This is a genomic window from Halomonas sp. N3-2A (assembly GCF_002216165.1).
Classification (GTDB): domain Bacteria; phylum Pseudomonadota; class Gammaproteobacteria; order Pseudomonadales; family Halomonadaceae; genus Vreelandella.
The window spans coordinates 4482847-4501248 of record NZ_CP022286.1 but is presented as its reverse complement, the minus strand read 5'-3'; the positions used below and the strand labels follow the sequence as shown (position 1 = coordinate 4501248).

Annotated in this window: 16 protein-coding genes; 9 read left to right on the top strand and 7 right to left on the bottom strand. The window is 52.3% G+C overall.

Annotated features, from left to right (window positions below; translation table 11 throughout):
- The first annotated feature begins 132 nt into the window (after window positions 1–132).
- Both CEK60_RS20805 and CEK60_RS20800 read left to right on the top strand, forming a co-directional pair.
- A complete protein-coding gene (locus CEK60_RS20805) occupies window positions 133–333 on the top strand; it encodes a DUF1127 domain-containing protein (RefSeq protein WP_089040630.1) in 201 nt (66 codons plus the stop codon).
- On the top strand, window positions 320–1192 hold the full coding sequence (locus tag CEK60_RS20800; protein ID WP_089040629.1) for a PhzF family phenazine biosynthesis protein: 873 nt from the start codon (window positions 320–322) through the stop codon (window positions 1190–1192). Before CEK60_RS20805 ends, CEK60_RS20800 begins: the two co-directional genes overlap by 14 nt.
- Before the next feature lie 94 nt (window positions 1193–1286).
- Here CEK60_RS20800 and CEK60_RS20795 read toward each other — a convergent pair whose 3' ends face one another.
- Complete coding sequence (locus CEK60_RS20795) at window positions 1287–2243, bottom strand: hypothetical protein (RefSeq protein ID WP_089040628.1); 957 nt, start codon at window positions 2241–2243, stop codon at window positions 1287–1289.
- A gap of 126 nt (window positions 2244–2369) precedes the next feature.
- Between CEK60_RS20795 and CEK60_RS20790 the strand changes: the two genes are divergently transcribed.
- The gene (locus CEK60_RS20790) at window positions 2370–2840 is read left to right on the top strand and encodes an Lrp/AsnC family transcriptional regulator (protein ID WP_089040627.1); all 471 of its coding nucleotides are present in this window, start codon (window positions 2370–2372) and stop codon (window positions 2838–2840) included.
- A gap of 6 nt (window positions 2841–2846) precedes the next feature.
- On the opposite strand, the gene CEK60_RS20785 is transcribed toward CEK60_RS20790, so the two are convergent.
- The 5 genes from CEK60_RS20785 to CEK60_RS20765 all read right to left on the bottom strand — a co-directional run bounded on the left by CEK60_RS20785 (window position 2847) and on the right by CEK60_RS20765 (window position 7909).
- Complete coding sequence (locus tag CEK60_RS20785) at window positions 2847–3302, bottom strand: nucleotide triphosphate diphosphatase NUDT15 (RefSeq protein ID WP_089040626.1); 456 nt, start codon at window positions 3300–3302, stop codon at window positions 2847–2849.
- A gap of 96 nt (window positions 3303–3398) precedes the next feature.
- Entirely contained in the window at window positions 3399–4034 is a 636-nt protein-coding gene (locus CEK60_RS20780) for a YdcF family protein (RefSeq protein WP_089040625.1), read from the bottom strand.
- A 218-nt stretch (window positions 4035–4252) separates the two neighbouring features.
- Window positions 4253–4873 carry a TetR/AcrR family transcriptional regulator gene (locus CEK60_RS20775; protein WP_089040624.1) on the bottom strand — a complete coding sequence of 207 codons (621 nt, stop codon included), beginning with the start codon at window positions 4871–4873 and terminating at the stop codon, window positions 4253–4255.
- A 95-nt stretch (window positions 4874–4968) separates the two neighbouring features.
- Window positions 4969–6465, bottom strand: a complete 1497-nt coding sequence (locus CEK60_RS20770; protein WP_089040623.1) for a CoA-acylating methylmalonate-semialdehyde dehydrogenase — start codon at window positions 6463–6465, stop codon at window positions 4969–4971.
- A 76-nt stretch (window positions 6466–6541) separates the two neighbouring features.
- Window positions 6542–7909: an aspartate aminotransferase family protein gene (locus CEK60_RS20765; RefSeq protein ID WP_198361411.1), complete on the bottom strand. Its 1368-nt coding sequence runs from the start codon at window positions 7907–7909 to the stop codon at window positions 6542–6544.
- 324 nt (window positions 7910–8233) lie between these two features.
- Here CEK60_RS20765 and CEK60_RS20760 point away from each other — a divergent pair, with 324 nt between their 5' ends.
- Genes CEK60_RS20760 through CEK60_RS20740 form a run of 5 tightly spaced genes read left to right on the top strand, consistent with a single transcriptional unit; the run spans window position 8234 to window position 13628 of the window.
- Window positions 8234–8476, top strand: a complete 243-nt coding sequence (locus CEK60_RS20760; RefSeq protein ID WP_089040622.1) for a hypothetical protein — start codon at window positions 8234–8236, stop codon at window positions 8474–8476.
- 15 nt (window positions 8477–8491) lie between these two features.
- Window positions 8492–10039 carry a sodium:solute symporter family protein gene (locus CEK60_RS20755; protein ID WP_089040621.1) on the top strand — a complete coding sequence of 516 codons (1548 nt, stop codon included), beginning with the start codon at window positions 8492–8494 and terminating at the stop codon, window positions 10037–10039.
- Window positions 10040–10061: 22 nt separating this feature from the next.
- Entirely contained in the window at window positions 10062–10892 is an 831-nt protein-coding gene (locus CEK60_RS20750; protein ID WP_089040620.1) for a FadR/GntR family transcriptional regulator, read from the top strand.
- A 49-nt stretch (window positions 10893–10941) separates the two neighbouring features.
- Complete coding sequence (locus CEK60_RS20745; RefSeq protein WP_089040619.1) at window positions 10942–12231, top strand: Zn-dependent hydrolase; 1290 nt, start codon at window positions 10942–10944, stop codon at window positions 12229–12231.
- Between the two features lie 2 nt (window positions 12232–12233).
- The gene (locus CEK60_RS20740; RefSeq protein WP_089040618.1) at window positions 12234–13628 is read left to right on the top strand and encodes an amidase; all 1395 of its coding nucleotides are present in this window, start codon (window positions 12234–12236) and stop codon (window positions 13626–13628) included.
- A 45-nt stretch (window positions 13629–13673) separates the two neighbouring features.
- Here CEK60_RS20740 and CEK60_RS20735 read toward each other — a convergent pair whose 3' ends face one another.
- Window positions 13674–16187: a CoA transferase gene (locus CEK60_RS20735; protein ID WP_089040617.1), complete on the bottom strand. Its 2514-nt coding sequence runs from the start codon at window positions 16185–16187 to the stop codon at window positions 13674–13676.
- A gap of 567 nt (window positions 16188–16754) precedes the next feature.
- On the opposite strand from CEK60_RS20735, the gene CEK60_RS20730 reads away from it, so the two are divergent.
- Window positions 16755–18377 carry a BCCT family transporter gene (locus CEK60_RS20730; protein WP_198361410.1) on the top strand — a complete coding sequence of 541 codons (1623 nt, stop codon included), beginning with the start codon at window positions 16755–16757 and terminating at the stop codon, window positions 18375–18377.
- Window positions 18378–18402 lie beyond the last annotated feature (25 nt).

The following is an 18402-nucleotide window of genomic DNA, read 5'->3' as shown; positions in this document are numbered from 1 at the left end:
TACCCTGCCCAGCAAGCATACAGAGGTATAACATACACCATCTGTATCTTAAAAATAGAAAATCCTATATCTGTATTGATCGAGCATGGCTGCGTAATCTGGTTGAGCATATCGCCATCAAGGAGAACTGCCATGCTACGCTTCAACCTCACCCAAATTCGCTGTCAGTTACGCCACTATTATCAACGCCGCTGTAGCCGTCGCCAGTTACTAGCCCTTGATGACCGATTGCTGAAAGATATCGGCATCACCCGCACTCAAGCGCAAAAAGAGGGATGTAAACCGTTTTGGAAGCACTCGTCATGCAAAAGAGGTCCCTATGAAAACTGCTGAGTATTACCTGTTGGATGTGTTTACTGATAAGCCTTTTTCGGGCAATCAGTTGGCAGTTTTTTTAAATGCCGATGGGCTTGAAACCAGCACCATGCAGGCAATTGCCAATGAGCTTAACTTGGCAGAGACGGTATTTTTAGGCGCGCCGACGACTGCTAATCACTACCCTATGCGGATATTCACACCCACGGCTGAGCTGCCGTTTGCTGGCCACCCCACGGTAGGTACCGCGCATCTACTAGCGGAGTTAAACCTCGTCAACCGCGAGCAAGGCATTGTGCTACAGCCACCTGTCGGTGCATTAGCGGTTAATTATGAACGAGAGGGAGCAACCTTCAAAACCGCCCAGCCCGTCATGGTCACGGGCAGCACGATTGATCGCCTCACGGCCGTTGAGCTACTGGGGCTAGACATCCACCAAGTCATTGGCGATCCCATCATTGCTTCTTTCGGGCTGCCCTTTCATCTTATTGAACTAGCTGACCTAGCAGCCCTTGAGCACATACAAATCGCCGGTGCAGTATGGGCGGATGCCGTTGCGCGCAGCGGCACTGAGCAGATATACCTTTATGTGATGGAGCAACACGATAACGAAGAGACGATTGTACGGAGCCGTATGTTCTGCATGCACGCCAGTCTCTGCGAAGATCCCGCCACTGGCAGCGCTGCAGCAGCGTTAACCGGCTATTTAGCGTCACTCAAGCCAGAGCCCCTGCACTGCAAGATTCACCAGGGTGTTGAAATGGGGCGGCCCAGCGTTATCCACACCGCCGCCAATGGCACTGTAGAGCAAGGGTTTGTAACCGTAGCTGGGCAAGCGATCATCGCTGGCGAAGGTAAGCTTTACTTGAACGATTGAAGCTATTAACAAAACAATAAAAGTATTGATTTCGCGACATATCAAGCCAATCGCTATCAGTGCGGGCAAGCCATGGTGGCTCGCCCGCCTTTGTTTATGAGGGGCTTAGCTGATTCCCCGTAGTTTTGGGCCAGCGGGCAATCACCGCGGTGACAATAACGGCAAACAACAGCCGTGCCCATAAAATGCCCGTTATATCGGCTCCAAGCATCAAGATCAGCAGCGTATCTTCTATAACGCTATGGCAGAGGCCGAGAAAACACAGCGCCAGCGTGCTGTCGCGCTTGCTTAGCACTCCATTTTGCACGTCACGAATCAGCAGCCCTGCGCCATAGCTTAATCCCAGCGTGAAACCAATGACCGTCACATTCGCAGCCGAACGACCAATGCCTAATAGCTTGAGCAACGGTAGCAAGCCAAGATGAATCCAACGCTCTAAGCCCAGCTTTTTTAAAAGTTTTAAGAGCACAATCAGCGCTAAAATAATCACAAAAATAAGCGCTAACGTTTCCAGCTGCGCCCACGCCCAACTGCTGAGCGTTGGTGCTGATGAAAAACTTGGCTGCCATACCAATTCAACGGGTGCTTGCAACAAACCAAAATACGAGTAGAAGCAGTGTAACAGCCAAGCAAGCAGTAACGCCCCGCCGACACGCAGAACCAACGTTCCCCACCACGGTACGCCAGCGCGCTTGGCTACCGCTCCCTCAACGGGAAGCGAATGCCCTACCAGCATCAATGCCCCTAGCACCGTTACCTGCTCAACACTCAAAGGCGTTTCACCGACGACTTGGAAAAACACCGCAATGGCGGTGTACAAATTGGTGAAGAGCGCCGCCGCCCACACAACACCCATTTGTTCAGGCAAACCGAGTGTGCTCATTAAAGGAGCTAATACCGCCCCCAGCCACTCGATCATACCGAGTAGTTCTAACCCTTTGACGATGAGCAACGCAGGTATCAGGATTTTGAGTAATGTCACATACACGCGCAGCGCGTCTTGCAGTACACGACCTACCACCGCCAATAAATAGTGAATTGTGATCCGCATCAAGCCCTCCATTGCCATCGTTTTAACAAACGTTATGATAATGGAGGTGACGCAGAATCTTCTGTCCAATACGGTGCCTACAATCACTATTCGTTCTTTATAAACATACAAAGAGAATCTTATTTCATGGACGCTATTGATCGAAGAATTCTTGACCAGCTTCAACGCGATTCCAGCCTGACCAATCAAGCATTAGCGGATGAAATAGGGCTTTCCCCCTCTGCCTGTTTAAAGCGGGTTAATCGATTACGCGATGCTGGCGTCATTGAGCGTGAAGTGGCGCTACTCAACCCTGACGCCCTAGGCCAGCGCCTACATATGGTGGTGGAAGTCACCATGGAGCGGGATAACAAGTTACTCTACCAGCAGTTCTTAACATCAGCGGTCAACGCCCCTGAAGTGAAGCAGTGCTATCAAGTAACGGGTGAGTGTGATTTTGTGTTGATCGTGGCCGTCGCTAACTTAGATGAGTACGACCGCTTTTGCGACAGCGTGCTCTATGCCCACGACAACCTACGCAAGTTCCGCACGTTACTATCGCGAAAACGGCATAAGTTTGATACGTCTGTGCAGGTGGATATTCAACTCTCTACATAGCAAGGTTCACACTGCTTGGCTAATAGAGTACGTCTGCCAACCGGTTGGCGACTCATCACCCAACCAGTGCGCAAGTACCGCCTGGCTTGCCGGAAATAACGGAGTGGGAATAGCGCTGGGGCTAAACCAGCGCCATTCAGTAAATACTTCTGGCTCAAGCACGAGTGCTTCAGCATCCTGCTGAACCGTCGCTAGCACTGCTCCCGTCGCGTTTGAGACTGAGCTATTCAGGTGCTGGATTACCGCCAACATATCCAGGCATTGCAACTCAGTAATGCCCGTTTCTTCTGCAATTTCGCGCACGGCCGCTGTCTCAAATGACTCACCTGCCTCAACATGACCGCCAGGTAAACACCAGCATGGCGATTCACCGGGCTTGTCACGGTATCCAAGCAGTACGGCTCCGTCTGGACGGATAACAATAGCGCCAACGCCGATAATCGATTGTTCGATGCTGCTCATCACTCGTTCCTTTACATATCACCAGCGGAGACCCGCCATGAATCATTCTCTGACAAAGCTATATTGGGCTTAGATTTGATCTACATGTGCGACTAATCATTTCACTAAATGTCTATCAAAGCCGCGTTTAATCAAACTCTCCCATGCTTCAATAATATCACTTGGTATACTTTCTTTAGTTTGGAACCCTTTTTCAGCATATACAATTAAACGATGAATAGCGCCGACCATTTCATCAATCAATCCTAGCACTCCAACCATTTTCGAAGCATCATCTGGGTAGTCTAAACTTGGAGCATCTGTATAAAAATTTATCCCCTGCCATTGAATAGGGATTGTACGATATATTCTACGCAAAGAATTTGACTTAGATATAAATAAAACATTATTAGCATCCGGGAACATTTCCCTTGAAAAGAAAATATTTTCTGCTGTGTTGGTAGCTTTATCTTCAATAAATATCTTTTCTTTAGAAACACCTAGCTCTTTAGCCCGATTAGCAAAAACAACCGCTTCTGGCTCGTCCCACAAGTGTTTTGTCCAATTCCCTGTTAATCCAGAAAAAATCATGGCCTTTGGTAATTTTTTATTAAAAACATGACAAGCATAATCGCACACACGGAGATCATAAGAGCAACAGACCACAATCAGGTCAATATCCTCCATGAAGTAAGATCTCATACTTAGATAAGAATATAGTTTTTTAGCTAATTGTAGTGTGGATGTTGCCATATCATGTCCCCTTAGGATTTCTGAACAATTCGGACTACGATTAGTGAGAGTGACCGGAGGAGCTCTCACTGATTCGACACTGCTCAATGTGATGTCGGACGGCCAACTTCCAGTAGCTTGTCGGCCAGAAGCTTTTCATAGCAAGATTTCCATCAATTAAGGTTAGAAAATCCCATCCGAGTTCATGCTATAAATTTTGGTGTGATATGGCCTGAACTCTACGCCGTCAACCCAATCCCTCGCAAAATTACCGAGGTCACCGACTGCACGGCTTTTTCAAACTGCAGGTCGTCTAAGGGTTTATCGTCGTTAAGCAGGTAGATTTGGTAGTCGAAATCAGCGTAGTGCTGGGTGGAGGCCCAAATCATATAAAGGAGATAGGACGGTTCAACGGGGTTAATTTGGCCCGACTCAACCCACTCGCGAATTTTCGACTCTTTCAATTTAGCCCATTCGTATAAGTTATCGCGCAGGCGCTCTTTCAGAATGGGTGCGCCCTGCATTACTTCCGCCGCCCATATTTTCGAGCCGTGAGCGCGGTAGCGAGAATGATTCATTTTGGCGCGAATATAGCTAGAAAGCACGACTCGTGGGTCGTCGTAGAGTTCAAAGCACAGCGCGTCCTGTTTCCAGATTTCCAGCAGCGCTAGCAGCACTTCCTGGTAGAGCGCCTTTTTAGTGGAAAAATAGTAGTGCACGTTGGATTTGGGCAGATCGGCCAACTGGGCAATTTCCCCCATCGACGCTCCGGCATAGCCTTTTTCAGCAAACAATTGCTCCGCCGCCTGAAGAATCTTTTTTACGTTGGTTTGCCGAATTTCGTCCTGTGTTCTCGCCACGCTGCTCGTCCCTTTACGACTAAGATACGCACACCAAAAAAGTGCACCACCGCTTAGCAGTGGTGCAGAGAAGATGGCGTAGTTAGCTTACGGCGTCAACGTTGGTTAGTGGGAAACGAAAACTCGGCACGTGTGGCTTCGCTCACCGAAGGCCAGCGCTGGGAAACCGCTTTACGGCGGGTATAGAAGCGTACAGAGTCGGGGCCGTAGGCGTGAAGATCGCCAAACAAAGAGCGCTTCCAGCCGCCAAAGCTGTGGTAGGCCACCGGTACGGGAAGCGGTACGTTAACACCCACCATGCCCACTTCGATGCCATCGGTAAAGCGTCGAGCAGCCTCGCCGTCGCGAGTAAACAGGCAGGTGCCATTGCCGTATTCATGGTCGTTAATCAACTGCATAGCATCATCTAAGCTGCCGACCCGCACCACGCACAGCACTGGCCCAAAAATCTCTTCCTGGTAAATGCGCATCTCGGTGGTGACGTTATCGAACAGGCAACCACCAACGAAATAGCCATCTTCATGACCCGCGATTTTCAGCTCACGGCCATCGGCCACTAGCGACGCGCCGGCCTTTATGCCGTCTTCGATATAGCCCAATACCTTGTCACGGTGCTCTGCCGTCACCAGCGGGCCCATATCCAAGCCTTTATCGGTACCAGGGCCAACCTTGAGCTCAGCAATTTTAGGCAGCAGCGTTTCAACTAGTCGATCTGCCGTCTCGTCACCCACGCATACCGCCACCGAGATTGCCATGCAGCGTTCGCCGCAGCTTCCAAAAGCCGCCCCCATCAGGGTATTGGCAGCGTTTTCCAAATCGGCGTCGGGAAGCACCACGGCATGATTCTTCGCCCCACCCAGAGCCTGAACGCGTTTGCCAGCGGCCGAACCACGGGAATAGATAGCTTCCGCTACCGGCGTTGAGCCAACAAACGAGATGGCTTTAACGGCCTTAGCATCTAGCAGCGTTTCCACCGCTTCGCGACTACCGTGCACCACATTCATCACGCCTTTTGGCAACCCTGCTTCTTGCAACAGCTCGGCTACCGCCATCGCCGCCGAAGGGTCTTTTTCCGAAGGCTTGAGAATAAAGGTGTTGCCGCAAGCAATCGCCATCGGATACATCCACAGCGGCACCATGGCAGGGAAGTTAAACGGAGTAATGCCAGCCACTACGCCCAATGGCTGGAAATTGGACCACGCATCAATGCCCGGCCCAACGTTATGGGAATACTCACCTTTTAATAGCTCAGGCACACCGCAGGCATACTCGACATTTTCGATGCCGCGTTTCAGTTCGCCCATCGCATCTTCAGGGGTTTTACCGTGCTCTTCACTGACCAATTGCACCAAGCGGTCGGCGTGCTCCTCTAGCAATTGCTTGAAGCGGTACATCACCTGGGCGCGCTTAGCAGGTGGCGTATCTCGCCAAGCAGGAAATGCAGCTTGGGCGGCAGCAATAGCACGCTCTACGTCGGCGGCGCTGGCGTCCGCCACTTGGCGAATCACTTGACCCGTTGAAGGGTTGGTCACGTCCAGCGTGCGCTGGCTGTCGATTAATTCACCGTTAATCAGATGGGAAACAACACTCATATTTAAACTCTCTGAAATTTAGGTCAGTCGGTTATGCCGACGAATCTTATGTTCATAAAACTTATGTTGATAAAACTTATGCTAACGAATCCAGGGTGGTGGCAACGGCATCAAACAGCCGCTCTAGTTCAGCCTCGGTGGAGCCAAACGGAGGGCCGAACTGCAGCGTGTCACCGCCGTAACGCACGTAGAACCCAGCTTCCCATAAGGCTAAATGAGCATCTCTAGGGCGAATGGTGGGGTCGCCATCTCGGGGTGCCAATTGAAGTGCACCCGCTAAGCCATAGTTGCGAATATCAACAATGTGATTGCGACCTTTTAGAGCGTGCAGCTTTTGTTCAAAAGCGGGCGCGATAGCACTTACCTGGGCAGGGAAGTTGTCACGCTCCATCATGTCAAGCGCCGCTAAACCAGCTGCACACGCAACGGGGTGAGCGCTATAGGTATAACCGTGGGAAAACTCAATGGAGTGTTGGGCACCGCCAGCGTGCATAAAAGTGTCGAAAATTTCGCTGGAAGCAATCACCGCGCCCATAGGAATAGCACCGTTAGTGATCTGCTTGGCAACGTTCATGATATCCGGCGTAACGCCAAACGCTTCCGCGCCGGTGGTTGCGCCACTGCGGCCAAAAGCAGTGATGACTTCATCGAATATCAGCAAAATATCGTGGGCGGTACAGATCTCGCGCAGCCGATCCAGATAGCCTTTAGGCGGCACAATCACCCCAGCAGAGCCAGACATCGGCTCAACGATCACCGCCGCAATGGTGGATGCATCGTGCAGGGCGATTTGATCAAGCAGCGCATCAGCAAGCTCAGCGCCGGTTTCGGCTTGGCCACGGGTGAAGGCGTGACCTGCCTGCAGCGTGTGCGGCAGATGCGTTACGTCCATCAATTGGCCGTAGTGCTTACGATTGCCACCGATGCCACCCAGGCTGGTGCCACCAATATTCACCCCGTGATAGCCCTTGGCACGGCCAATCATGCGCGTCTTCTCGGGCTTACCTTTTAGCCGCCAGTAGGCCTTGGCCATTTTGACAGAGGTATCAGCGGCTTCTGAACCAGAGTTAGTGAAAAACACATGATCCAAGCCAGCAGGTGTAAGGCTGGTCACTTTTTCTGCCAGCTTAAACGCCAGCGGATGACCAATTTGAAAACCTGGCGCAAAGTCGAGAGAGCCGAGCTGCGCCGCCACCGCTTTTTGGATCTCTTCACGGTTATGACCTGCGCCGCAGGTCCATAAGCCAGAGAGTGAATCAAACAGCTTACGGCCCTGGTCATCGATGTAATAGCGCCCTTCCGCGCCAGTAATCATGCGCGGATTGGCGCGGAAATCACGGTTAGCGCTAAACGGCATCCAATAGTGCTGATTAAGCGCACTGGGAGAAGCGTTTTGTTCGTCAATAAACGCTTGAGGGGTCGTGTTGTTTTGTAGGTCAAACATGGTGTCCAGCTCCATCACTATGAGACATAGCCTCAGCATGCGCCACTGAACATGTTTATAAAATTACGCTTTTCTTGTGTTCACGTTAGAAAATTTATACGTAATAAGCAGGCTCTCGTTATCCATTCTGGCTTGACGATATTTTGAAAAACGCCTATTTGTTATATCTATACGAATAAATACAACAAATGAGTGGTTCACGCCCCACTAACGCTTGGCAACCGCGCTGCGCTTAATAACGCTGCTGTTGGATAGCTTTTGCTGGATTGCTTTGCGCTGAAAACCAAGCTCACACACAAACCATAAACAAAGGGCAAACGTGTTATGAAATATCTACCTCCTCTTAAACTAGCGCTTTATAGCGGCATGCTGCTTGGGTTCTTCATGCTAGAAAGTCCCATCATCATGCTAGCCAATCGTATAGAACCCATGTTGATGGGCATCCCCTTTTTATTGGCCTGGAATCTCTTTTGGTGGTTTGCATTAACGGCGCTGTTTTTAGTGGCGTATTTGACAAACTGGGGCAGCCCATCATCAACGGCTAACCACACCATTAAGCAGCCATAAAAGGGGGGATAACGCATGACCGGTAGCTTATTAATTATTGCCGCATTTATGATCATCCCCTTACTGGTAGGGGTTTTATCGGCACGTCAATCGCAAGAAACGAGTGAAGACTTCTTCGTTCAAGGCCGTGCTATGGGCAGCATAGCGGTATTTTTCACCGTAGCGGCCACGTGGTGGAGTGCATTTGCCTTCTTGGGTTCTAACGCTACGTTCTATACCAATGGTCCAGTCTTTCTGACTGCGCTAGCCTGGAACTTGCTGTTTGGCTTTATGTATTACTGGATCGGCAAGCGGGTTTGGTTTTTAGGAAAGCGATTCAATTATTTAACGCCATCAGATTTAATTGGCGACTTTTATAACAGCGAAGCGCTGCGCATTACCGTTGCTGCTATTACGCTGATTTTCACCGTACCGTATTTACAGATCCAGTTAACGGGTGGTGCCTATTTAATTGAAGTTGCCTCTGGTGGCTTAATTCCTTTCTGGCTCGCCGCGCTGCTGTTTTACTTCATTATTATTATCTATGTATGGATTGGTGGCATTCGTGCCATTGCCTGGACCGACGTCATTTATGGGGCTCTGCTATTCTTCGGCATGATGTACGCAGGCTACTATATTTCCACCCAAGTGGGTGGGCCATCCGCTCTGTTTAGCCAACTCCAGCAAACCTCTCCTGAACACCTCACTATGCCAGGACCGAACGGCACGATGGGCTATCCCATGTGGTTCTCGCTGTTTGCTATAACGGCTATTGGCGCCTTTATGGGCCCACAAATCTGGTTGCGCATGTACTCAGTCAAACACGGCAAGCTGTTTAACTTAATGCCCTTCTTATTGGGCTTAGCAGCCTTTGCCTATGTAGGTTCTGTGCTATCAGGTTACTCGGGAGTACTGCTTGAGCCGAATGTGGAAAATCCCGACCAAATCCTGCCCATCATGCTAATGGAGTATGCGCCATATCTACTTGCTTCGCTGATTATGGCAGCGGGCGCATCAGCCGCCATGTCAACGGCAAACTCACAGATTCACGCGGTATCCACGGTAGTGACCATGGATATTTACAAACGCTATGTGAACCGTGACGCAAGCCAAGCCCGTATTGTTTATATCGGTCGCTTATCACTGGTGGGCTTCTCACTGGTGGCTTATATCATGGCGCTTACCGTACCCGGTGTTCTGGTCACTATCGGCATTGCTGCTCTGGCTGGTACTGCACAATTAGTGATCCCGACACTCGGTGCCATCACTTGGAAAAAAGCTCACCCTACTGCTGCTCTAGCAGGTTTGTGGAGCGGCGTTGGCTGCGTGCTTCTGATGACCTTTGGCCCGCTAAGTGCCCCTCTTGGCTTCCATGCAGGTATTTGGGGGCTACTGCTCAACATCGCACTGTTTGTTGGCCTAAGCCATGCATTGCATCGCCGTGACACAGCGGTTGTGGAACGCTTTACCCAGGCACGCTACGACTATGATGCGGAGTACCATCCCGAGCGTTTACCTAGCTATACACAAGAACCTAAACCATCTTATGCACAAGAAGCTAAACCCTCTATAGCTGATCGCTAACAATCAACAAAGGAGTGTATTGATGGCCAAAGCCCCTTTTTCAACTGCTAGTTCAACTACTAGTTCAACCGTTAAGCGTCGCCCTAAACTCGCCGAGCTTACCAGTGATGATATCAAACGCTGGATTGCATCGGAGGGGCTCGGTGAAGGTGATCGCCTGCCAAATGAGCGAGCTCTGATGGAGCTCTATGGCAGCGCCAAAGCCACTATACGCGAAGCGCTTAAGATTCTTGAGGTTGAGGGGCTCATCACTTTAAAAACCGGGCCTCAAGGAGGAGCCGTTATTAATCAGCCGGGCATGGAGCCCGCCAGCCGCATGCTACGTAATTTTCTGCATTTCCAACAGTTAGATGGCAAGCAAGTGTATCAATTGCGCAAGCTGTTAGAGGTCGAGCTGGCGGCATCCGTCGTCGGCCGACTCACGGAAGAAGACTTTCAACAGCTTGAAGCGAATATAGCATCCTGCACTTGTTGTAGCGGCGAGGAAGACCATAAGCGCCAGCGCTTTTTAGAGCTGGAGTTCCATCAACTGCTGGCGCGCACCTGCCCGAACCCACTGCTGGCATTTATATGCCAGTTTTTAAACGACATGCTGCGCGACCTAGTCGTGATCAAAAAAGCTTACGTGCCTGAGCGTAAACAATTCGATCACGCTAACCAGGACTATCACCGACAGTTGCTAGATGCCTACCGAGCCGAAGATACCTCGCGTGTCCGTCAAGTGATGGCCGAGCATATGCTAGATGCAGAGCACCACATGAGCGCGCTGGAAGCCGAAATGGCCGCACAAATGCTAGTCAGCAACGACCTGCTGGGCACTCTAGCCAATCGTTCAAAACTATATGATTTATAAATGAAAAATGCGTTCTTTAGCACCCTTTTCATCCTAAGAGGATAGCAAATTGACTACCTACATAACGCCAACAAACGCAATCACTAACCTGCGCACCGACAGCGATCGGCTTTGGCAATCGCTGATGGACATGGCGAAGCTGGGCGCGACGGCTAAGGGCGGCGTTAACCGACAGGCGCTAACGGATCTTGATCGCCAGGGACGCGACCTATTTATCCACTGGTGTCGTGCTGAAGGCTGCACCATCCGCATTGATAATATCGGTAATATTTTTGCCCGGCGGGAAGGCAGCGATCCAACAGCCAAAACCGTCATGGCGGGCAGCCACTTGGATAGCCAGCCCACTGGTGGGAAGTATGACGGCTGTTTTGGGGTACTTTCCGGTCTAGAAGTAATCCGAACGCTTAATGAACACAACATCACCACAAAATCGCCCATTGAAGTCGTTGCGTGGACTAACGAAGAGGGCTGTCGCTTCCCACCCTGCATGATGGGGTCTGGAGTATTTACTGGCGTGCTTGAATTTGACGCCATGATGGCACGCACTGACGCCGATGGCGTCACGGTAAGTGATGCACTGGATGCCATTCACTACCGTGGTAGCGATGAGGTCTCACCCAGTGAGATAAAAGCTTACTTTGAACCACATATCGAACAGGGGCCGATTTTAGAAGATACCGACACCACCATCGGCGTGGTTATCGGTGGTCTTGGTCAAAAGTGGTTTGATTTAACCCTAACCGGGCTTGAAGCCCACGCGGGTCCCACGCCCATGAATCTGCGCCGCGACGCCATGATGGGCGCTGCGGAAGTCACCCAAGCACTTAACCGAATTGCCTTGGATCATCAGCCCCACGGGCGCGGTACGGTTGGTTGTATGTCACTACATCCTGGCTCGCGTAACGTTATTCCCGGCCAAGTTAAAATGACCCTGGATATGCGCCACTGGGAGCCAGAAGCCCTGATCTCAATGAGTCAATCCTTAGCGACGGTCGTCGAGGAAATTTGCCAACGTCATGGGCTGGAATATGAATTAACACCCACCGCAGATTTTGCCCCTGAGCACTTCAATAAAGCCTGTGTTGATGCAGTGCGCGAAGGGGCCGAGCAACTCAACCTATCGCACATGGATATCATCAGCGGTGCTGGTCACGATGCCATGTTCGTCGGTCGTGTAGCCCCGGCTGCAATGATCTTTGTGCCCTGCAAGGACGGCATTAGCCACAACGAAATTGAAAGCGCTACCCCAGAGCATGTTCACGCTGGCTGTAACGTCCTTCTACAGGCCATGTTGAATGCGGCCGGTGTTGAAGACAGCGTTAGCATAGCTGGGGAGTAACAATGACCGAGACATTTGAGACACTCACGGCTGTGGAAGCATTAGACCGCTTCCGCCAGGGGACTCTTTCCCCAGAGGCGCTGGTAAACGACTGCTTGGAGCGGATTGCCCGCGACAACCCAAAGGTCAATGCGTTTACTTGCGTGAACGAGATAGAGGCTCGGCGCTTGGCAGAAGCGTCTGCCCAGCGCTGGCAGGCAGATAAACCCTGCGGCCCGCTAGATGGCATTCCTGTCACTATTAAAGATTTAACCTTAACGAAGGGCCTACCGACACGCCTGGGTTCAACCACCACTCCATCAGACGGCCCTTGGGAGGTAGATGCGCCAATCAGTCGTCACCTTCGCAATGCTGGAGCCATCGTCATTGGCAAAACGACTTCGCCCGAGTTCGGCTGGAAAGGCGTCACTGATAACCCCCTGCACGGCATTACCCGCAACCCGTGGAATAGCGCACTGACGCCAGGGGGATCATCCGGCGGCGCAGGGGCAGCAGCGGCGCTTAATCTAGGTCTATTACACCAAGGCAGTGACGCGGGTGGCTCTATCCGCATCCCATGCAGCTTTACCGGTACCTTTGGCATAAAGCCAACCTTTGGCTGGGTTCCCCAGTGGCCCGCCAGCGCCATGAGTACACTTTCCCATTTAGGGCCAATGACCCGCACAGCGGCCGACAGTGCTCTAATGCTTAGCGTGATGGCGCAGCCAGATGCCAGGGATGGTTACTCCGGCAATCCCCTTGGGCCAGACTGGCTAACGCCGCCGCCTGCTAACCTAAAGGGCTGGCGCATCGCCTATAGTGCAGATCTTGGCTACGTAGAAGTAGCCTCAGACATTGCTCGAAAGGTAGAGCAAGCCATTGCTTATTTCGAAGAGCTGGGCGCCACAGTAACCCGCGTTGATCCTGGCTTTAGCGATCCAATCAAGACGTTTAACACCCTCTGGTTTGCAGGTGCTACCCAAGCGCTAGAAAAACTGGACGAACAGCAGCAGGCATCACTCGACCCTGGGTTTCTCGATATTGCCCGACGCGGGCAGGATGTATCGCTTTCCGACTATCTCGCCGCCCGACGTCAGCGCAGTGAATTGACTGCCCAAATGGCAGCCTTTCATGAACGCTATGACTTACTGGTTACACCTACGATGCCCATTGCCCCCTTTGCAGCGAGCCACAACGTACCACCAGGGGGAACCTACCGAGACTGGATGGACTGGACGCCGTTCAGCTACCCCTTCAACCTCACCCAGCAGCCCGCGGCATCCCTTCCTTGCGGTTTGGATAATCAAGGGCTGCCAGTAGGCCTTCATTTAGTGGCGGGCAAATATCAAGACCTCAAGGTGCTGCATGCCGCCCAGTTACTTGAGCGCTACTTGCCACCGCTGACACCACCTAATTAATGGTTAATCGGAGGGGATCCCCCTCCGATAGCGAGTCCACCACGCTTAACTCGGCAAGAACTCACGCCCCCAGCCTACGCCAGCCACCTTCCGCGCGATCATCGCGTCGATATCATCTGCGCTATACCCCAGCTCCTCCAGGATAAGTCGGGTCGAGGCGCCAAACCTTTCTGTTGGTGTCGGTGCGAGGATCTGAGCTTGCGTGGGGCGAATAGCATAGTGATCGATTTGTGTAATGCAGTGACCACTCGGATGATCAGCATAGACTGAAAAGGCGTAGCTGCCCTTGTCGATTCCCATTCGACCATCTGCCCGACGGCTGTACTTGTTCCTCAACTCCTCGATACCCAGCGGTAGCGCGGCGGCGATGTCAGCAGCATGTAGGGCTTCCAGCCAGTAAGACGCGGGTGCCCGTTTAAAGGCCTCGGTTAGGAAGTCGCCTTTGTGCTCGGCCGTTTCGATCCCCGCTAGGCCCTCGACAGATTCCAACCGAGGCAATTCAGCCTGGTTCGAATCCAGATAGATCCAGCCATCGCTGGTCGCATAGAAGTGCGAGAGGGCATGATAGCCCAGCGCCTCGCGGCCAGAGGGCTCATCGAAGGGCCCGCGCCCCACGTAGTCGAAGGCAAAGGGAACTTGAGCCAGGTTTGTGACCGCCGACAGCGACGTCCTAGCACGGGTTGCCTCACCCGTCTTGTGCTTATGATAAAGCGCCACAGCAATACCCAGCCCGGCGGCAAATCCACAATTGACGTCAAGCGTGCCAAGGTGGGCGTGCTCTTCGGGCGTGTCAGGACCGCCGAAACGACTCATGATGCCGCTATTGGCCTGGACGATATCGTCATAACCGATGTAATTCGTCTTCGGCCCACGGCGCGGGCCGCCGAGACAATCCAGACGACAGAACAGAACCCCCGGATTAACCGACTGAAGAGTGGCATGATCTAAGCCTAGTGGCTCTATCTGGCGCTCTGGAGCGTTTATAACCACTAGGTCGACGCGCTTGACCAACTGCTCGAAAACTTCCCGACCTTCAGGGGTCATGATGTCGACCAGTGCACTGCGCTTGCCCATGCCAGTCTGAAAGGTGAAAAGCGTTCCGATCAGCGGGTCATAAAGAGGCTTAACGGGATCCAGCTTGATCACTTCCGCACCGAAACGAGTCAGGAATGTGGTGGAGTGCGGCCCTGCAATAACATTGGTCAAGTCCAGTACTCGCAGCCCCTCCAGCCAGCCCTGCTTTTGGGCAGGCTTGATGTCCGCACCCAGCGGACGGGTAAGCGTCTCTTGGTATGCAACGGCCTTCAATTCTGCAAGCGCCTCCTCGAAACCGACCTGCTTCCTGGGCTGAGGCACTAACATTTGTTCGCTATAGCCTTCCAGCCAGGCGATCGGTCCTGGCTGCTTCATACGGCCAAATTCGGGGTCGTCAACCTCAACGATTAAGCCAGCCTTGTTAGTGTGCTCGTCGTTAACCCACTCCTGTGTGGTGCGGTGAGGAGCACCTGGTATGCCGTTTTCACCGAAAATAATGCCCCATTCAGTAGACGTTTTGGTGAGAAAGGCTTTTTTCATCTTAGCCGAAATGATATCTGCCCACTTCTTGGGAAGCGGGTACACACCGATGGACGTTTCGCCCTCCCATTCGCTGACGGGCAAGTGCAGATCAGATACCTCCGGCAGCCCCTCAGCGACCAGTTCCTGGTAAAGCCCCAGAGCCTCAAGAGCACGGCGTGCATGGTTACGATGCGACGGACATACACAGTAAAACATGCGTCCGTCTGCGCATTCATAGGTGCGATAGAAAGGATCAAGGTACTCCTGCAAGTCGGTATAAGCGACATCCATCTGGATATCGTTGGCCTTGCGATACTCGATCTCCTTCTCACGCATGGTTTTGTAGCGTTCAGGCAGGCCGTCGATCACGATGGAGTTGTAGGACAACCCTTCCATCAACGCCGACGCAATGGGCACCTCGATGACATCACCGCGCCCCGTCTTTTCACGTTCAAACAGTGCCATTACAACCGCACTGGCCGCCAGGGTAGTCGCGTAGGCGGACCCCAGAGGCAGCGGTGAGAAACTAGGATTGAGCCCCATTAGCACACGGTTGAAGCCCATATCGGTAAAGGCGCCTGACGTGGCAGCGACAACGGCCTCAGTGGCTTTCCATTCGCTGCGTAGTTGATCGTTACTGGCAAAGCCTGGCATTGAAAGCGTGATCAGCGCCGGACGTTCGGCCTGCAAACGGGCAAAATCCACCCCCAGTTTCGCCATGACACCGGGCCTAAAACTTTCAATGATGACGTCGGCCGTATCGATCAATGCCAAAGCCTGCTCCAGGCCAGTGGGCGTTTTCATGTCAAGGCGTAGGCAGCGCTTATTTCTGTTCAAGACCGCATTAGCCGGATGATCCCACTGAGGCCCCTGCGGAGGATCGACGTGTATCACGGTGGCACCGAGGTCAGCGAGTACCATTGCGGTAGCGGGACCGGCGATTTGCTGGCCAAAGTCGACGACACGGACGCCGGACAAGGGGAGCGATTTGTTGGTTGTCATGGCGGTGTTTCCCTAGAAATGAAGTGGAACTGGATAACGTCCGGCGAGTGAAAACAGAACGCAGTGACTGCCCCTTCGCCTGATTGACAACCGGGATACTAGGATGTGGCAACTTGCCTAACCAGCAATAAAAAATCCCCCTGAGGCATAAGTTTTTTGATGCCTAAGTGAAGCTGCGCGTGGAGAACAACGGGAAAGCAGACGATCTGATAGGGCAAAACTTCCCCAAGGCAACAATACGTCCGGTAGGGCAGCGATGACGAGCTACACCGACTGCGTTCAAAAGGTAGAAATCCTTTAACTCAACCACGGCACTGCTTGCTTCAACGCAGGCCAAGAAAAAACAGCCTAACGGCTTATCCATAAAAATAACGAGGTCTTAGGGCGATGTTTCGTTGCTTGTTATCCCTCCCGGCCTTCACAAGAATGACCCCCAAGCCACATTTGTTCGCAACGTGGAAATTTTGCCGAAGCGATAAAAGTGTGGGTCAGTCGCTTCAAGCCGATAACGAGACAACCTGTGCTCTAGGTTCGTCTCACCAGAGCGAGAAAGGAGGAATATGCATCATGTACAAGCACAATAAAGACGCGATGCGAAAGATAGGCCTGTTAGGGGGAGGTCATCCGACCATGACGATCGGATCCGCCCTGTTGGTGATAGCTTTTATTATCTTTACCGTTATTGATCCAGAGTACGCTGGCGCCATTTACAGTGACGCCAATAAATTTGTTAGCTCAAATTTTGGCTGGTATTACATCGCCTTAATAACTCTCATCCTATTCTTCTCGATCTGGCTCATCTTTAGCCGCTACGGAAGTATCCGTCTAGGGAGCGAAGGGGAAAAACCGGAGTTCAGTAACTTTGCCTGGTTCTCGATGTTATTTGGTGCTGGTATCGGCATTGGCATTCTTTTCTGGAGTATCGCAGAGCCGATTTTTCACTTCCAAGGCAACCCCTTCATCAGCGAAAGCCAAGAGATGAGCGTTGAGGCAGCCCAAGTGGCGATGCGCATCGCCATCTTCCATTGGGGGCTACACGGCTGGGGACTGTTTGCGGTGATCGGCTTGGCGCTGGCGTATTTTTCCTATCGAAAAGGGCTTCCTCTCTCCATTCGTTCCAGCCTGTACCCAATCTTCGGTGATCGTATCTATGGCCCCATCGGGCATGTGGTAGATCTGTTGGCCGTGTTCGGAACCTTGTTCGGCATCGCCACCTCCTTGGGAATGGGTGCCCAGCAGATCAACGCAGGCCTCCAGTATCTGTTCGGCTTCGAGGTATCGACCTCTCATCAGGTGATGCTGATCATCCTAATTTCGACTATCGCTACTGTCTCGGTCGTCACCGGTGTCAACAAGGGCATTCGACTCCTCAGCATGCTGAACATGCAACTGACAGGGATTATTCTGGCGCTGTTTCTCATTTTCGGTCCGACTGCTTACCTGCTAGGAGCCTTCTTTACCAACTTAGGAGACTATCTCTTTCATGCGGTGGAGCTAGGACTTTGGGTCGACCCCGACCCTGAGAGCCAGTGGCAAGGAGCGTGGACCATCTTCTACTGGGGGTGGTGGATAGCTTGGGCCCCGTTCGTTGGCATGTTCATCGCGCGCATTTCCCGGGGACGCACGATCCGCGAATTCGTACTCGGTGTACTGTTAGCGCCAACGCTTCTGGGGGCCCTATGGATCACCGTATTTGGCAACACTGCTCTCTTCATAGAGCTCTACGGAAGCGGTGGCGTGACCGCAGCGGTTAATGACGACGTCACCATAGCACTGTTCACGACCATTGAACTGATGGGGCTGGGGCAGTTACTGACGCTACTGTTTGCCTCGATCTGTACCGTCATGCTGGTGACCTATTTCGTCACCTCCGCAGACTCCGCAGCCTTGGTGATTTGCACTCTGGTCAGCATGGGTAATGAACACCCCTCGACACGCTTGCGGGTATTCTGGGGGATCGCGGTGGGTGCAGTGGGCGCAGTGCTATTACTCGCCGGAGGCTTGCAAGCCTTGCAGACCGCCTCGATCGTTTCCGCCCTGCCGTGCTCAGTCGTGGTAGTGCTGGCCATCTATGGCCTATGCAAGTCGCTAAGAGAAGAACCGCGTTCTGGGCAAGCCGAACGAGAAGCCCCCTTGGAGGCGCTCGCCCCCTGCTCCACCGCCGAACTTTCGGAACTCGTTAATAAATAAACACAAATTTCACGGGGGTTGTCTT

What these genes read in the sequence shown, in the direction of transcription:
- CEK60_RS20805 (WP_089040630.1), top strand. Translation starts at nt 133, where the DNA reads ATGCTACGCTTCAACCTCACCCAAATTCGCTGTCAGTTACGCCACTAT.
- CEK60_RS20785 (WP_089040626.1), bottom strand. Translation starts at nt 3,302, where the DNA reads ATGAGCAGCATCGAACAATCGATTATCGGCGTTGGCGCTATTGTTATC.
- CEK60_RS20750 (WP_089040620.1), top strand. Translation starts at nt 10,062, where the DNA reads ATGGCCAAAGCCCCTTTTTCAACTGCTAGTTCAACTACTAGTTCAACC.
- CEK60_RS20755 (WP_089040621.1), top strand. Translation starts at nt 8,492, where the DNA reads ATGACCGGTAGCTTATTAATTATTGCCGCATTTATGATCATCCCCTTA.
- CEK60_RS20800 (WP_089040629.1), top strand. Translation starts at nt 320, where the DNA reads ATGAAAACTGCTGAGTATTACCTGTTGGATGTGTTTACTGATAAGCCT.
- CEK60_RS20730 (WP_198361410.1), top strand. Translation starts at nt 16,755, where the DNA reads ATGTACAAGCACAATAAAGACGCGATGCGAAAGATAGGCCTGTTAGGG.
- CEK60_RS20795 (WP_089040628.1), bottom strand. Translation starts at nt 2,243, where the DNA reads ATGCGGATCACAATTCACTATTTATTGGCGGTGGTAGGTCGTGTACTG.
- CEK60_RS20765 (WP_198361411.1), bottom strand. Translation starts at nt 7,909, where the DNA reads ATGTTTGACCTACAAAACAACACGACCCCTCAAGCGTTTATTGACGAA.
- CEK60_RS20740 (WP_089040618.1), top strand. Translation starts at nt 12,234, where the DNA reads ATGACCGAGACATTTGAGACACTCACGGCTGTGGAAGCATTAGACCGC.
- CEK60_RS20780 (WP_089040625.1), bottom strand. Translation starts at nt 4,034, where the DNA reads ATGGCAACATCCACACTACAATTAGCTAAAAAACTATATTCTTATCTA.
- CEK60_RS20760 (WP_089040622.1), top strand. Translation starts at nt 8,234, where the DNA reads ATGAAATATCTACCTCCTCTTAAACTAGCGCTTTATAGCGGCATGCTG.
- CEK60_RS20735 (WP_089040617.1), bottom strand. Translation starts at nt 16,187, where the DNA reads ATGACAACCAACAAATCGCTCCCCTTGTCCGGCGTCCGTGTCGTCGAC.
- CEK60_RS20770 (WP_089040623.1), bottom strand. Translation starts at nt 6,465, where the DNA reads ATGAGTGTTGTTTCCCATCTGATTAACGGTGAATTAATCGACAGCCAG.
- CEK60_RS20790 (WP_089040627.1), top strand. Translation starts at nt 2,370, where the DNA reads ATGGACGCTATTGATCGAAGAATTCTTGACCAGCTTCAACGCGATTCC.